Below are 13531 nucleotides of genomic sequence, written 5' to 3' on the forward strand. Positions count from 1 at the left end.
AACCCGACAATGGGCCAGAGCTCTACGGCACAGGACTCGATGCTGCGGAAGGGCTCTGGCTACGTGCTGGATGGGGAGGACGGGCATGACCCGCCCAACCGTTTACACACGTTTTGTCCTATAACCCGTAACACGAGGAGTGGCGTGTGAAGCTGATTCGGAAACAAAACAACCCGGTCATTTCTGACCGGGTTGTGAATGGTGCGCCCTGAGAGACTCGAACTCCCGACCCTCTCGGTGTAAACGAGATGCTCTAACCAACTGAGCTAAGGGCGCTTGCTGTCGACTGCGACCTGTTAACTATAGAACAGATCAACACCCGACAGCGAATCGAACGCGCCTGAAACTTACGAAAGCTTCGCTACCGCGTCACGGTAGGCTGCGAAATCTCGCGCCTGACCAGGCTCTGTTGCGAACGAAGCGAGAATCTTACGGTCTTCACCGATGAGGAAAGTCGCGCGTGTTGCGATGCCTGCTTCGTCGATGAAGACGCCGTAGTCCTGCGACACTGCGCCGTGCGGCCAGAAGTCGGAAAGCACTGAGAAGTTGTAGCCTTCCTGGTCTGCCCATGCCTTCAGCGTGTATACGGAATCAACGGAGACGCCGAGGACGCGAACCTTTGCGTCCTGGAAGATCGCGATGTTATCGCGGAGCTCGCACAGCTCACCGGTGCAGATGCCCGAGAACGCGAGGGGGAAGAAGACCAGTGCGACCGGCGACTCGGTGACGAGCTCGCTGAGGGTAAGCTCCTCACCGTTCTGATCGGACAGGGTGAAATCGGGTGCGATCGTGCCAACCTCGAGGACCATCTTTGACTCCTTTGTGTTCAGTCGTTCTGCGCTCAGCTCGGCAGTGCCGAAGCGCTGAGGCAAGCGTATCGCAGCGTCACACTGAGACATCTCTCGGATTTCCTTGGAGAAGCCTGGATAGGGTGAACGAAGAACAGCATTGTGAAGCAAGGAGTTATCGGGAATGAGCGCTACGAAGTCGGAGAACGTTGTCGTTGAATCAACTGCAGCTACGGCGGACGCCCTGAAGCTCGCGTTTCGAGACCACCCAGCAGGCGTGTCGTTGATCACGGCACAGACCGAAGAAGGCCCTGTTGGCCTGACTGCGTCGAGCGTCGCGTCGGTAAGTGTGGATCCGCCCGCCCTGGTGTTTTCTGTCACCCGAGCCACGGGCAGCGCGGGTGGCATTCTGCGCGCGGATTCGTTCCTCGTGCACCTGCTTGATTCGCGGCATGCGGACCTCGCGCGCACTTTTGCGGTGTCAGGTACAGAGCGATTTACTGCCGAGCAAGGGTGGGCCGAGCTGGAGACTGGCGAGCCCTATCTGCGCAACGTACGTGCCGCGTTGCGTTGCCGGGCTCTCCATACCGAGACCGTCGGCTCATCAGTGGTTGTCATTGCCGAAGTCATTGGTTCGGTGCAGGGCGACACCCACGAGCCGATGGCGTACTACAACCGCGAGTTCCGCGAGTTGGGCGAGTCTGTCTCGAGCAACTAAGGCGCGCATCCGCAACGCAGTGAGGGCCGGCACCGAGGCGAGTAATCGTTCCAGGTGCTGGCCCTCACTGCGTTGCGCTGCGTACGCGCTAGCTTGCGTTCGCTGACGCAGTGGTCGTGATGACAGCGGTGGCTCCCTGCGCCTCGCTATCGACTTCGAGGTTGGTAGCCGGTGAGACGCGCGGATCGGGCATCACCGCATCGATGCAAGGTTTCTCGTGCTTGTTCGCGCGTGCCCACACCACGAAGCCGACTGCCGTAAACGCGCCATAGAAGACGTACATGAATGCCGTGGCGTAGTAACCGGAGCTGAACAGCAGGGGCACGCCGACGAGGTCGACCGCGATCCAGATGAGCCAGAACTCAGTCCAACCCTTCGCCATGCCATAGGTTGCGAGCAGTGAGCCAACGAAGGTCCATGCGTCGGCCCACACCGGATCCCAAGAACCAAGCGCGCGGAACAGGGGAGTGAGTGCGACCGTGCCGAGCACCATCGTCAATGCGAGGCCGATACGTGTCGAATTCGATGCCCAGCGTGGGGTCACCTGGCCGTTGCCGTTGTTGCTCGCGTTCTTCCAACGCACCCAGCCGTAAATAGCGACGGTGATGAACATGACCTGACGCCCCGCCTGGCCAAGCAGACTCGGAAGTTCGTGATCAGGGCTGAGGATTGACCCAAGGAATACTGTGAGCAGCAGCAGATTGCCAACAATTCCGACGGGCCACGCCCAAATGCGGCGGCGCATGCCGCCAAGCGCAGAGGCAAGTCCGAAAACGTTGCCTACGACTTCGCGTACGAGCAGTGACTGCCCGCCGGGGAGCTGCCAGTGCGCATTGAAAAGCTCGACGAGCCAGTGAAAAATGTTCATTCCGTTTCTCCTCTCGATCGATACTGCCGAGGGAGAACGTGCGGCGCGGGGGGAGCGCTGAGAATAGCGATACCCCAAATAGGCCACACGCCTGTGCTTCTTCCATCCAGACTGTAACTGTCGGTACCAGAATTTCACTGGTTCAGCCTCGGCCAGATGGCCTCGGGTCGCGGACTGTGACCGCCGGCTCGGAATTTCACCGACCCCGGAGCACGAGTGTGTTCGCTCTCTAGTGTAAACCCCTTGCGTGGAAACTAAAATTCAGTTTGCTTTGGGCGAAAGCTGGGGATGGCCGGGCGGGAACAGTACCTGAGATCGAATTCCAAGTATTGGTAGCTATACCTTGCAACTATTAGTAAAATTGCAAGGTATAGCTACCAAATTGGAGGAGTTATGGTTCAACGAAGGTCGCCTGCTCGTACTCGTGCGCTCGTACGCATGGGGGAGCACTTGCGTTCGTGGCGAAAACTGCAGGGCATGAGTGCCTCCGAATTGGCGCGTCGCGCGCATATTACGCGCGAAACGTTGCGAGGTATCGAAGACGGAACAGGATCGCCTCGCATTGATTCCCTCTTCGCCGTCGCCAGCGTGCTCGGAGTGGTGGATACGCTGGTAACTGCGCTGGATCCACTCACCACGGACGCAGGCCGCGCGCTTGCCATTGAAGGGCCAAGGCCGCGATGAAGCTATTTGATGAACTCGACGTATATGTAGAGGTTGGCGGCCTCACTGTACGAGCCGGCAGGCTCGGGGCTTCCTTTGTTGGTGGGCGCTCTCTCGGGGGTAGCTGGTTCACGTATGACCAGGACTACTTCTCCGTTGCTGGGGCGTACGAGCTATCGCCTGATCTTCCGCGAACCCACTCCCGCACGTACTCGGGACCTGACCGTGCGCTGTTCTTTGCGTTCCAGGACCTCACACCTGACGACTGGGGTCGAATGGTCATGCGGGCAAAACTGGCGAGCGACAGGCAGGTCGGTCTCAATACTCCAGTTGTTGGGGATTTTGATTACCTTGCGTTGGCAAGCGATGAGAGCCGGCTTGGCGCGATCCGTTTTGCCTCGGTAGGAGGCAGCACGTGGCTATCCGAAGTTACCGTGCCCGAGCTTGAAGTGAACGGCCTTGCGGCCTTTACCGGTGCGGCCGCGAGATTTGAAGAGCACGAAGCCGATGAACGTGATCTCATGCTTCTCGGTGCTCCCGGCACCTCGGCGGGAGGAGCGAGGCCGAAGGTCGCCGCTCGTGTCGGTGGCGAGCTGAAGATGTTGAAGCTGCCTTCCTCGCGTGACGGTGGGCGGGACGGTGAGGCGTGGGAATTTACTGCGATACAGCTTGCTGAGCAGGCGGGACTCGAGGTGCAGACTGGACGTCTATGTCGACCGGCGGGCATGAAATCGACACTCGTGCTTTATCGATTCGATCGCACGGAGTCAGGGAATCGGATTGGCTTCATTTCTGCCCGCACAGCAATGGAGCTGCCTGATCACACCTTCAACACGGCAACATACGAGGACTTTGCTGATTGCGTCGACATGCTCACGGGTGGTGACCGTAATCAGCTGCGGGAGCTGTTCAAACGGATCGCATTCACGGTACTCATCAACAACATTGATGACCACTGGAAAAATCACGGTTTTTTGCGTGGAGAATGTGGCTGGCGACTGAGTCCCGCATTTGATGTGAACCCTTCGCCAAGTATCGGCTCAGTTTCTTCGCGTCAGATCAACTCCAAGGACGACCCGCGAAAGCGAAGCATCTTGAGCTTGGTTGCATCAAAAGACGCGTTCGGGCTTTCAAAAGGCGATGCAGGTCACGCGCTCGCTGAGGTGCTCGCACCCGTACGGACGTGGGAGAAGGTCGCAGCGAGTGTAGGAATCGCTGAGGCCGAAATGAAGTCGATGGCGCCAGCCTTTTCGACCGAACAACAGCAACTCGCCGAACGCGAGATTGCTCGCCTTATCGCCTGAGCTTACGCGCGCTTTACGCGCTGTGCAGCCGCCAGGCGGGCATACTTGGAGCCTCGTCTGCGACGGTCGTGAGTGCGCCATGGCCGGGGAGGACAGCGGTGTCGCTCGGGAGTGAGAGGAGGCGCTCATCGATCGAATCGAGAATCTGTGTCCAACTGGAATAGTCCCACCGAACGGCGCCAGGACCACCGTGGAACAGCGTGTCGCCACTGAAGACGATGTTCAGGGCGGGAACTGCGAAACTCACCGAGCCAGGAGTGTGACCAGGCGTATGCAGCGTGAGGAGTTCGAGGCCGGCGGCGGCGAAGAGCGCGCCGTCGGCGAGCTCGAAATCTGGGAGAGCGTCGCCATGCGTGTCAGCCCAAATGAAGAGGTCGTCTGGATGCAAGTAGATGTGCGTATCTACGATCGCTGCGAGTTCGAGTGCCGCATTCACGTGGTCTTCGTGGCCGTGGGTGAGGAGGATTCCGAGCACGTTACGATCAGCGACCGCATCGGCAATAGCCTGTGCGTCATGGCCGGCATCGATGATAAGCACCTCGGCGTCGTCGCCCAGAAGCCACACGTTGTTTTCGAGCTCCAAGCCTTCTGCTGGACGGCCTGGCAGACCTGCGCCGATCCGCCCACGTGTGATGACCTGTTCGATACGAGCCTCGCTCATGCGATCTCTCCTTGTGCTGTCGAAAATCGTCAGTTGCAGCCTTCGTCGCCCATCGAAGGTTCTCTCTTGAGCGTATCCCGTTGCGGAACGAATTGCACCTGATCTCAGAATCTGTGGAAAAGCGTACAAAAGCGGGCGGCCCCCAGACTGAACGTCTGAGGGCCGCCCGCCGAGTGACGAAACCTTACGGCTTTACGACGATGGTCGGCACGGGCAGTGCCTGGAGCACGCCATGGCTGACAGAGCCGAGGAGCAAGCGGCTCAGTCCACCGCGGCCGCGGCTGCCGACAACGATCATCTGAGCGCCTTCAGCTGCCTGCACGAGTGCCGCAACCGGGGGTGCCTGGACGATGTGTCGCTCAATCGTGAGATCAGGGTAACGCGATGCGAGACCAGCGGTACCAATCGCGATCGCCTCTTCAGCTGCAGCCTGCTGCGCCTTGACGAGGTCTTCGCTCCAGAGATACTCGAGACCCGGGGTGAGCGGGGGCATCCATGCGTACACGGCGATGAGGGGCACGCCACGGAATGACGCAATCTCAGCCGCGTAGTCAACTGCCTTCTGCGAAGCCTCAGAGCCGTCAACACCAACGACAATGCCCGCGGTGGGATCGACCTCGGTGCCAGGGATGACTGCAACGGGGCAATGAGCGGTTGCTGCAACCTTCACTGCACGGGTGCCAAAGAAGGAGCCAGCGAACTTGCTGCCCTCGTGAGCACCAAGCACGAGAAGATCGGCACGCTTCGAGGCTTCTTCTACCTCAAGGATGGGGTGGCCCACAACAGCGGTGCCGCTGATCTCGCCTTCGAAGCCGATGCTACGTGCGTACGCAGCCTCGATATCGAGCATCTGCTGAGAGGCGTCCTGCGCCTCAGAGAGGAAGACCGCGCTTTCCGAAAGGAAAGAATCGTCGGCAACGTGCAGGAGCTCGACAGATGCGTTGCGATCTTTCGCTCGCGACAGACCCCACGCGAGTGCGGTGCGGCTCTGTTCCGATCCGTCGACGCCGATAAGGAACTTCTCAGACATAATGCTCTCCCTTGTGCAAGTTTCGTCTAGTGGTGGGGAATTAGGCGTTGCGCGCCGGAACCTGTGCCGGGTGCGAACCTGCGAGCTGCTCGATGATGCGAACAACCTGGCAGCTGTAGCCGTACTCGTTGTCATACCAGACGTAGAGAATGGCGGTCGACCCGGTCACGATGGTTGCGAGGCCGTCAACGATGCCAGCGCGGTTTGAGCCGACGAAGTCCATCGAAACGATCTCTGACGACTCAACGTACTCGATCTGCGTGCGAAGCGCGCCGGTGAGCGATACCTGGCGGAGGAGTTCGTTGATCTCCTCGCGGGTGGTCTCCTTCTCGAGCTGCAGGTTGAGTACAGCCATCGAGACATCGGGGGTAGGAACGCGGATTGCGTTGCCGGTCAGCTTGCCCTCGAACTCGGGGAGTGCCTTCGCAACTGCCTTCGCAGCACCGGTCTCGGTGAGCACCATGTTCAGTGCTGCCGAGCGGCCACGACGGTCACCCTTGTGGAAATTATCGATGAGGTTCTGGTCGTTCGTGTACGCGTGTACAGTCTCGACGTGACCCTGCTTGACGCCGTACTCGTCGTTGATGACCTTGAGGACGGGGGTGATTGCGTTCGTGGTGCACGAAGCTGCGCTGAGGATGGTGTCAGCATCGGTGATCTTGTCGTTGTTTACGCCGTAGACAACGTTGAGCATGTCACCCTTACCGGGTGCGGTGAGGAGCACGCGTGCGATGCCGTTGTTCTGCAGGTGCTGGCCGAGGCCCTCTGCATCGCGCCAGCGACCGGTGTTGTCAACGAGGATTGCGTTGTTGATGCCGTAGGCGGTGTAGTCAACGCTTGCGGGATCGTTCGAGTAGATCACCTGGATGCGAACGCCATTTGCGAGGATGACGTTCTCTTCAGGGATGATGCTGATGGTGCCGTTGAAGGGACCGTGCACCGAATCGCGGCGGAGGAGGTTTGCGCGCTTCTCGAGGTCGTTCTCCGAACCCTTGCGCACAACGATCGCGCGGAGGTTCAGGCCGTTTTCGCTACCTGAGTGGTCGATGATGATGCGTGCGAGCAGGCGGCCGATGCGGCCAAAGCCGTACAGGACAACGTCGCTACCTGCGGCGCGGGCGGTGTCAGCGTTGTCTGCGAGCTGCTCGCGGAGGAACGACTCGAGGTCATCCGACGCAGTTGCGCGGAATGACGATGCGAGGAGTGCGAGGTCGATCGATGCGGGACCGGGCTGGATGGCAGCAAGGGTCTCGATGATCGCAAAGGTCTCAGTGAGGGGGAGCTCATTGACGTCGATCTTGCGTGCAAAGCTATGCGCGCGGATGATGTCGATTGCCGACTGGCCGACGAGGCTGCGGCCGTGTACCGACATGACCACATCGTGATCGCGGTACAACTGACCGATCATCGGGATCATCCGTTCGGCGAGCTCCTGCTTCGCGTTCCAGGACTCGAGGTGAGTAGCTGCGGGCTGATTCATCTGAACGAGGGGTTCCTTCCCGGGTGGGTTGGCGGAGGTAAACACTTTCCCCGCCGGATACTGATATCAGTCTCCCTCCAGTATCCCATGTGTCGGACGAGAGAGTGACGGAATATGACACCGCGATTCGTCGGAAGTTACGTATTCGGGGGAAACTTATGGACAACACCGATCTTCCACACAGATTTCTACTCACAGTTGTAGTGAATTTCGTTGCTGATCCACCCTGATTTCACGATTCTCACGAAAGGGACTGCAATGTCATTGAAGAAGCGCGGCCTCCTCGCTGCATCTGTCGCAGCACTCGCACTCGTTACCACCTCGCTCGTAGGTTGTGCATCGACCGAGGCTGAAGACGCAACGGTAAAGATTGGCGTTGTTCCCGGCGGTCAGCCGTACTGGACCACCTTCGTCGACGCGGCAAAGGAAGAGGGCATCAACGTGGAGATCGTCGACTTCGACGATTACCCTCAGCCCAACCCCGCACTCACCGAGGGCGAGCTCGATCTCAACCAGTTCCAGCACATCCAGTACCTCGCTGAGCACAATGTTGCTTCGGGCGATGACCTCTCGATCATTGGCTCGACCTTCATCTACCCGATGAACATCTTCTCGGCCAAGTACAAGAGCCTCGATGAGATCCCCGCTGGCGCAACGATTGCTGTGCCCGATGACCCCTCGAACGGTGCACGTGCGCTGCTCGTGCTTCAGAAGTTCGGCCTCATTGAGCTCAAGGACGGCGGCTCGAACACGTCGACCGCTGACGACGTTCTCGCCGACAAGTCGAAGGTCAAGGTACAGACCCTTGCTGCAGACCTCATTCCTTCGTCGCTGCCCGACGTAGACGCAGGCGTTGTCAACAACGACTACGTTGAGCCCGCAGGCCTCGATTTCAAGGATTCGCTCGGCGCTGACGGCGTTGAGGACGAGTCGGTTCAGCCCTACATCAACATCTTCGCTGCACGCGCTGCTGATCTCGACAACGAGACCTACAACAAGCTCGTCGAGATCTACCAGAACAACGCAGATGTTCAGGCAGCTCTCAAGGATTACGTCGGCGAGGGCGCGGTAGCAGTTAAGCTTTCCAAGTCTGAGCTTGCGGAAATTCTGAAGACCGCGGAAGAAGACGTCCGCGCTTCGCAGAAGTAATCGCGAACGAACGCTGCAATATCGGCTAGCGGGGTGCACGGGTAACCGGGCACCCCGCTCCGCCGTTTGCGGCTCGCACGAAAGGAGACGCCAATGACACGCGTCACACTCACAGATGTATCGATGCAATACCCAGGGCGCGGATCGAAAGACGCCGACCCTGTTCTCGCCGTCGACAACGTCTCCATTGACGTTGCATCGGGTGAGATTCACGCGATCATTGGTTACTCCGGTGCCGGCAAGAGTACGCTGTTGCGCCTCGTCAACGGCCTCGAGCGGGCGACTGCAGGCAGCATCACGGTTGGTGGCCAGGAGATTACTGGCCTACCGGAGTCGAGGCTGCGTGATGTGCGCGGAGGCATCGGCATGATCTTCCAGCAGTTCAACCTGTTCCATTCGAAAAAGGTTGCGAAGAACGTTGAGTACCCGCTCATCGTTGCCGGTGTCCCCAAGGTCGATCGACAAGCACGTGTCGCAGAGTTGCTCGACTTCGTCGGTCTGGCAGACAAAGCTGATTCGTACACCGATCAGCTCTCAGGCGGCCAGAAGCAGCGTGTCGGTATCGCGCGTGCGCTCGCAACACGTCCCGGCCTGCTGCTCGCTGACGAGGCGACCAGCGCGCTCGATCCGCAGACCTCGCAGGAGGTACTCGCGCTGCTCAAGCGAGTGAACGCTGAACTTGGCATCACAATCATCCTCATTACGCATGAGATGGAAGTCGTGCGCGAAATTGCCGACCGGGTGACGGTCATGTCTGGCGGAGTCGCCGTTGAGCAGGGCGAGGTGTACGAGGTCTTCTCAAACCCGCAGGCTGAGACAACACGTCGCTTTGTCGCGACCGCGCTGCCGACGCTGCCCGACCAGGTGCACCTCGACAAGCTGAAAGAACGGCACCGCGGCCGTATCGTCTCACTGAAGTTCCGTGATGGCGATGTAGATCAGCCCGTCGTTTTCCAGACGCTCGCTGATCGTGGCGTCGGAGTGAACATCATTCATGGTGGCATCACTGACGTTGGTGGCCGGAGCTTTGGTCGCCTCACCCTTGAACTTATTGGTGACGACGTTCGCGTCGAACACGCTGTGGCCGCGCTCGGCCAGGTTGCTGAACTGGAGGTGCTTGTCTAATGGATCGGCTTCTTGATCTGATTTCTGACGGCAAGCTCCTCGAGGCTGTCGTCCAAACGTTGACGTATGTCTCGATCGCGCTTGGTGTTGGTGGTTTCCTCGGCCTGCTGCTCGGCGTGCTCCTGACGGTGACCCGCCAGGGCGGTCTCCTGCAGAACCGACTGGTCTACTGGGTGCTGAATTTCCTCGTGAATTTCTTCCGCCCGATCCCGTTCGTCGTACTGATTGCGGCGCTCCAGCCGCTTGCGCGCCTGGTGGTCGGTGTGGGCATCGGTGACAAGGCGCTCATCTTCGTGCTGTCGTTCGCTGCGACGTTTGGAATCTCGCGTCTCGTTGAGCAGAACCTGCTCACGGTGTCGCCCGGCGTCATCGAGGCTGCTCGCGCAATGGGTGCAGGCCCGATCCGCACTATCTTCACCGTCCTAATTCCTGAGGGCCTTGGCCCGCTCATCCTCGGGTACACCTTCGCGTTCGTCGCGATTGTTGATATGACAGCGATGGCTGGCGCAATTGGTGGCGGCGGACTCGGGCAGCTTGCCCTGCAATACGGCTATCGACAGTTCAACCCGTGGGTGACGTGGACCGCCGTTCTGATTATCATTGCGCTCGTACAGGTCGTGCAGTTGCTTGGCAACTGGCTCGCACGAAAGCTCCTCCGGAGGTAATGATGTCGGTTCCCGTTCTTGCTGATCTGCGCGCGGTCGCAGAAGACTTTTGGCCCGTTGCAACTGCGGAGTCGTGGGATCAGGTCGGTCTCGTGACCGGTCGCGATGGGCAGCCGATCAAGCGCGTGTTGCTTGCGGTTGACGCGGTCGCGGCGACCGTTGACGAGGCAATTGCGTGGGGCGCTGACGCGCTCATTACGCACCATCCGTTGTTGCTGCGCGGGATCCATACCATCGCAGAAGACACGGCGAAGGGCGCACTGCTGGCTCGGCTGATCCGCGCCGAATGCGCGTTAATCGCAGCGCACACAAACGCCGACGCTCCCGAGTATGGGGTGTCTGATGTGATTGCCCAGCGTCTCGGATTGCTTGCTGCGTCTCCGATTGAACCAGGCGCGGATCCGACAGCTGGTATCGGTCGTGTCGGTGATCTCGTTGCTCCCGTGAACCTGCGTGAGTTCGCGGATCGCGTGAACAATGTGATGCCTCAGACCGTAAGCGGAGTGCGCGTCGCTGGGGATCCGGAACGCAAGATCAGCCGTGTCGCGCTGTGTGGCGGTGCGGGCGATAGCCTGCTGAGTCACCCCGCGGTGCTTGGTGCTGACGTGTATGTGACGAGCGACTTGCGGCACCACCCGGCGCAAGAAGCTATCGAGGCCGCAGCAGTGTCTGGCGGCCCGGCATTAATTGACGTTGCTCACTGGGCGAGTGAGTCACTGTGGCTCGCTGGAGCCGCCGAGCGTTTGGGGGAGCGACTCCCAGGAGTGGAGTTCAAGGTCAGCACCCTGCGCACCGATCCGTGGACCTTCGCGGTGGGTGCAGCGCGCTAATCTTCCAGGCAAATTGCTGCTGGCGCGGTAGGATTGACAGCATGAAGGCTCTCCCGCGTCAGCAGCACTTGCTGCTCGATCTCCAGGCTCTTGACCACAATCTTGCTCGACTGCATCGTCTGCCCGGCCAGCTGCCGGAACGCGCAGAGCTCGCAGCGACCGAGGGTGAGCGTGTTGCAGCACGCGATGCATACCTCGCAGCGCAACGCGAGTCTGACACGGTTGCGCTTGAACTCACGCGCTTTGCCTCAGACGTCAAGCTTGCTGCAGAGCGTCGCGCGCACGATGAGAAGCTGCTCGCTGAGGCGACCGACCCGAAGCACGCGATCGCGATCCAGAGCGAGATCGATGCGCTGATTCGACGCCAGGCTGCCCTCGAAGAGCAGGAGTTCGCTGCAACTGAGGCCGCAGAGGCTGCCGCTGCAGCCCTCGCTGCTGCCGAGGAAGCGTACAACGGTATCGATGAGCGTCGTGCCACGGTACAGGCGCGACTCGCCGCAGCCGAGCAGCAGATTGCCGAAGATCTCGCGGAGGCAAAAGACGCGCGCGCTGGCCTCGCTGCTGAGGTGCAGGGCGACCTCCTTGCACTCTACGAAGAGACTCGTGCCCAGGTGGGTATCGGTGCAGCGCGCCTGCGGGGCAACGTTTCCGAGGGCAGCAACATGGCGCTCTCGCCAGCTGAGATGAGCAACGTGCATGCGGCGCAGGTTGACGATGTCATCTTCTGCCCTGGCTCGGGTGCGATTCTCGTGCGCATCGCCGACGAAGGCTAAGCCTCACTCTGTACCGACCGTCCGATTCGGCCCGCCAGGTGGAGTAAACTGACTCCTGGAATGGGTCGACGGGCGGTCGCGTCATGTGGTGCGTGCATCATATGCCGAGGAAAGTCCGGGCTCCGCAGGGAAGAACGGTGGATAACGTCCACTCGGGGCAACCCGCGAGAAAGTGCAACAGAGAGTAGACCGCCAGGGCTGGTTCGCCAGCTCGGGTAAGGGTGAAAAGGTGGTGTAAGAGACCACCGGCGCCTGTGGTGACATGGGCGGCCAGGTAAACCTCGTTCGGAGCAAGGCCAGATAGTAGGCGATGAGGCGTCCCGCTGAGTCTACGGGTAGGCTGCTAGAGCCGGTCGGCAACGGCCGGTCGAGAGAGATGACCGTCACCGTGTTTCGGCGCGGTACAGGACCCGGCTTATAGTCGGCCCATTCCTTTTCTCGTCGTGTGTGGCGGATCCGCACCGGAACACGCAGTGCGCGCCAGGTGCGTGGGTATACAACAGCGCGGAAGTCGACCGAAGTCGACTCCCGCGCTATTTTTGTACTCGCTTGCCGGTGGGGAGCTACTCCGAAACGGTGAGCAGCTCGAAGCCGTCTTCGCGGATGACAACGGTGTGTTCGAACTGCGCCGTGAGCGATTTGTCGCGCGTGGTGACGGTCCAGCCGTCATTCCACTGGGACCACTCGTGCGTACCGAGCGTGAGCATCGGCTCTACCGTGAAGACCATGCCCGGCTTGATGATGTCTGCGTAGCTGGGCGCCGAGTCGTAGTGGGGAATGATGAGGCCAGAGTGGAACGATGAGCCAACGCCGTGGCCGGTGAAGTCACGGACAACACCGTAACCAAAACGCTTCGCGTAGGTCTCGATGACGCGACCGATGACGTTGACCTCACGACCGGGGCGCGCTGCTTTGATGCCGCGCATCATTGCTTCGTGGGTGCGTTCGATGAGCAGGTCAACCTCTTCCGAGACCTCACCGACGCGGTACGTGCGGTTCGTGTCGCCGTGGTAGCCGTCGAGGTATGAGGTCACATCGACGTTCACAATGTCACCCTCGCGCAGCACAGTGTCATCGGGGATGCCGTGGCAGATAACCTCGTTGACCGACGTGCACGACGAAGCGCGGTAGCCGCGGTAACCGAGCGTCGACGGATACGCGCCAGCAGCGACGACGTACTCGTGTGCGATGCGATCGATCTCCGCGGTCGTGATGCCGGGGCGAATCGCTGCGCCGACCGCGTCAAGTGCGCCAGACGAGATGCGACCAGCTGCGCGAATGAGGTCAATTTCGGCCTCGGTGTATGTGTTGTCGCCCGTGTATGCGGGCGGCGTCCTCAGGCCAACGTATGGCGGGCGCTGAATATCTGCGGGAACGGTGCGCGGAGCAGGATACGCGCCGGGGACAATATGACCATGACTATCGAACGGCATGGCTCTAGTCTAGGAGTTAAGGATCCACAACCGACTCAGAGGAG

14 protein-coding genes, 1 tRNA gene, 1 other RNA gene and 1 riboswitch are annotated in these 13531 nt (G+C 60.2%); of the genes, 9 read left to right on the plus strand and 7 right to left on the minus strand.

The features are described 5' to 3' along the window. Positions 1–199: 199 nt before the first annotated feature. Positions 200–276, minus strand: a tRNA-Val gene (locus tag ICL81_RS11525). A 71-nt stretch (positions 277–347) separates the two neighbouring features. After that, on the minus strand, positions 348–809 hold the full coding sequence (locus ICL81_RS11530; RefSeq protein ID WP_188035025.1) for a peroxiredoxin: 462 nt from the start codon (positions 807–809) through the stop codon (positions 348–350). Between the two features lie 163 nt (positions 810–972). Between ICL81_RS11530 and ICL81_RS11535 the strand changes: the two genes are divergently transcribed. Continuing rightward, positions 973–1506 (plus strand): flavin reductase family protein, encoded by a 534-nt coding sequence (locus ICL81_RS11535; protein ID WP_188035026.1) that lies wholly within the window; start codon positions 973–975, stop codon positions 1504–1506. 88 nt (positions 1507–1594) lie between these two features. Here ICL81_RS11535 and pnuC read toward each other — a convergent pair whose 3' ends face one another. Next, positions 1595–2374 (minus strand): nicotinamide riboside transporter PnuC, encoded by a 780-nt coding sequence (gene pnuC, locus ICL81_RS11540; RefSeq protein ID WP_188035027.1) that lies wholly within the window; start codon positions 2372–2374, stop codon positions 1595–1597. An 89-nt stretch (positions 2375–2463) separates the two neighbouring features. Then, positions 2464–2592: riboswitch (FMN riboswitch) on the minus strand. Between the two features lie 220 nt (positions 2593–2812). On the opposite strand from pnuC, the gene ICL81_RS11545 reads away from it, so the two are divergent. Together ICL81_RS11545 and ICL81_RS11550 are read left to right on the plus strand one after the other, a co-directional pair. Beyond that, complete coding sequence (locus ICL81_RS11545) at positions 2813–3058, plus strand: helix-turn-helix domain-containing protein (protein ID WP_255498858.1); 246 nt, start codon at positions 2813–2815, stop codon at positions 3056–3058. After that, positions 3055–4341: a type II toxin-antitoxin system HipA family toxin gene (locus ICL81_RS11550; protein ID WP_188035028.1), complete on the plus strand. Its 1287-nt coding sequence runs from the start codon at positions 3055–3057 to the stop codon at positions 4339–4341. Before ICL81_RS11545 ends, ICL81_RS11550 begins: the two co-directional genes overlap by 4 nt. A gap of 13 nt (positions 4342–4354) precedes the next feature. Here the strand turns inward: ICL81_RS11550 and ICL81_RS11555 are convergent, their stop codons facing one another. From ICL81_RS11555 to ICL81_RS11565, 3 genes are all read right to left on the minus strand, one after another. Then, entirely contained in the window at positions 4355–5002 is a 648-nt protein-coding gene (locus ICL81_RS11555) for an MBL fold metallo-hydrolase (protein WP_188035029.1), read from the minus strand. A gap of 184 nt (positions 5003–5186) precedes the next feature. Then, a complete protein-coding gene (locus tag ICL81_RS11560; RefSeq protein WP_188035030.1) occupies positions 5187–6032 on the minus strand; it encodes a universal stress protein in 846 nt (281 codons plus the stop codon). Between the two features lie 40 nt (positions 6033–6072). Then, positions 6073–7512 (minus strand): glyceraldehyde-3-phosphate dehydrogenase, encoded by a 1440-nt coding sequence (locus ICL81_RS11565; protein WP_188035031.1) that lies wholly within the window; start codon positions 7510–7512, stop codon positions 6073–6075. 258 nt (positions 7513–7770) lie between these two features. Between ICL81_RS11565 and ICL81_RS11570 the strand changes: the two genes are divergently transcribed. The 6 genes from ICL81_RS11570 (at position 7771) to rnpB (ending at position 12488) form a co-directional block, all read left to right on the plus strand. Beyond that, positions 7771–8661: a MetQ/NlpA family ABC transporter substrate-binding protein gene (locus tag ICL81_RS11570; RefSeq protein WP_188035032.1), complete on the plus strand. Its 891-nt coding sequence runs from the start codon at positions 7771–7773 to the stop codon at positions 8659–8661. Positions 8662–8754: 93 nt separating this feature from the next. After that, positions 8755–9786 carry a methionine ABC transporter ATP-binding protein gene (locus ICL81_RS11575; protein ID WP_188035033.1) on the plus strand — a complete coding sequence of 344 codons (1032 nt, stop codon included), beginning with the start codon at positions 8755–8757 and terminating at the stop codon, positions 9784–9786. Continuing rightward, positions 9786–10451, plus strand: a complete 666-nt coding sequence (locus tag ICL81_RS11580) for a methionine ABC transporter permease (RefSeq protein WP_188035034.1) — start codon at positions 9786–9788, stop codon at positions 10449–10451. The genes ICL81_RS11575 and ICL81_RS11580 overlap by 1 nt, the downstream gene beginning before the upstream one ends. Then, positions 10451–11281 carry a Nif3-like dinuclear metal center hexameric protein gene (locus tag ICL81_RS11585; protein WP_370566885.1) on the plus strand — a complete coding sequence of 277 codons (831 nt, stop codon included), beginning with the start codon at positions 10451–10453 and terminating at the stop codon, positions 11279–11281. Before ICL81_RS11580 ends, ICL81_RS11585 begins: the two co-directional genes overlap by 1 nt. Before the next feature lie 41 nt (positions 11282–11322). Then, positions 11323–12054, plus strand: a complete 732-nt coding sequence (locus ICL81_RS11590) for a zinc ribbon domain-containing protein (RefSeq protein WP_188035036.1) — start codon at positions 11323–11325, stop codon at positions 12052–12054. A gap of 60 nt (positions 12055–12114) precedes the next feature. After that, positions 12115–12488: RNase P RNA component class A (rnpB, locus tag ICL81_RS11595), an RNA gene on the plus strand. Positions 12489–12617: 129 nt separating this feature from the next. Here the strand turns inward: rnpB and map are convergent. After that, positions 12618–13487 carry a type I methionyl aminopeptidase gene (gene map, locus ICL81_RS11600; RefSeq protein ID WP_188035037.1) on the minus strand — a complete coding sequence of 290 codons (870 nt, stop codon included), beginning with the start codon at positions 13485–13487 and terminating at the stop codon, positions 12618–12620. Positions 13488–13531 lie beyond the last annotated feature (44 nt).

It is taken from the genome of Leucobacter sp. cx-328 (genome assembly GCF_014530035.1).
Classification (GTDB): Bacteria; Actinomycetota; Actinomycetes; order Actinomycetales; family Microbacteriaceae; genus Leucobacter.

Excerpts from the sequence above, each read along its gene's own strand:
- ICL81_RS11555 (WP_188035029.1), bottom strand. The coding sequence starts at position 5,002 with ATGAGCGAGGCTCGTATCGAACAGGTCATCACACGTGGGCGGATCGGC.
- ICL81_RS11565 (WP_188035031.1), bottom strand. The coding sequence starts at position 7,512 with ATGAATCAGCCCGCAGCTACTCACCTCGAGTCCTGGAACGCGAAGCAG.
- ICL81_RS11560 (WP_188035030.1), bottom strand. The coding sequence starts at position 6,032 with ATGTCTGAGAAGTTCCTTATCGGCGTCGACGGATCGGAACAGAGCCGC.
- ICL81_RS11530 (WP_188035025.1), bottom strand. The coding sequence starts at position 809 with ATGGTCCTCGAGGTTGGCACGATCGCACCCGATTTCACCCTGTCCGAT.
- ICL81_RS11580 (WP_188035034.1), top strand. The coding sequence starts at position 9,786 with ATGGATCGGCTTCTTGATCTGATTTCTGACGGCAAGCTCCTCGAGGCT.
- ICL81_RS11575 (WP_188035033.1), top strand. The coding sequence starts at position 8,755 with ATGACACGCGTCACACTCACAGATGTATCGATGCAATACCCAGGGCGC.
- ICL81_RS11545 (WP_255498858.1), top strand. The coding sequence starts at position 2,813 with ATGGGGGAGCACTTGCGTTCGTGGCGAAAACTGCAGGGCATGAGTGCC.
- ICL81_RS11535 (WP_188035026.1), top strand. The coding sequence starts at position 973 with ATGAGCGCTACGAAGTCGGAGAACGTTGTCGTTGAATCAACTGCAGCT.
- ICL81_RS11585 (WP_370566885.1), top strand. The coding sequence starts at position 10,451 with ATGATGTCGGTTCCCGTTCTTGCTGATCTGCGCGCGGTCGCAGAAGAC.
- ICL81_RS11570 (WP_188035032.1), top strand. The coding sequence starts at position 7,771 with ATGTCATTGAAGAAGCGCGGCCTCCTCGCTGCATCTGTCGCAGCACTC.
- ICL81_RS11550 (WP_188035028.1), top strand. The coding sequence starts at position 3,055 with ATGAAGCTATTTGATGAACTCGACGTATATGTAGAGGTTGGCGGCCTC.
- ICL81_RS11590 (WP_188035036.1), top strand. The coding sequence starts at position 11,323 with ATGAAGGCTCTCCCGCGTCAGCAGCACTTGCTGCTCGATCTCCAGGCT.
- pnuC (WP_188035027.1), bottom strand. The coding sequence starts at position 2,374 with ATGAACATTTTTCACTGGCTCGTCGAGCTTTTCAATGCGCACTGGCAG.
- map (WP_188035037.1), bottom strand. The coding sequence starts at position 13,487 with ATGCCGTTCGATAGTCATGGTCATATTGTCCCCGGCGCGTATCCTGCT.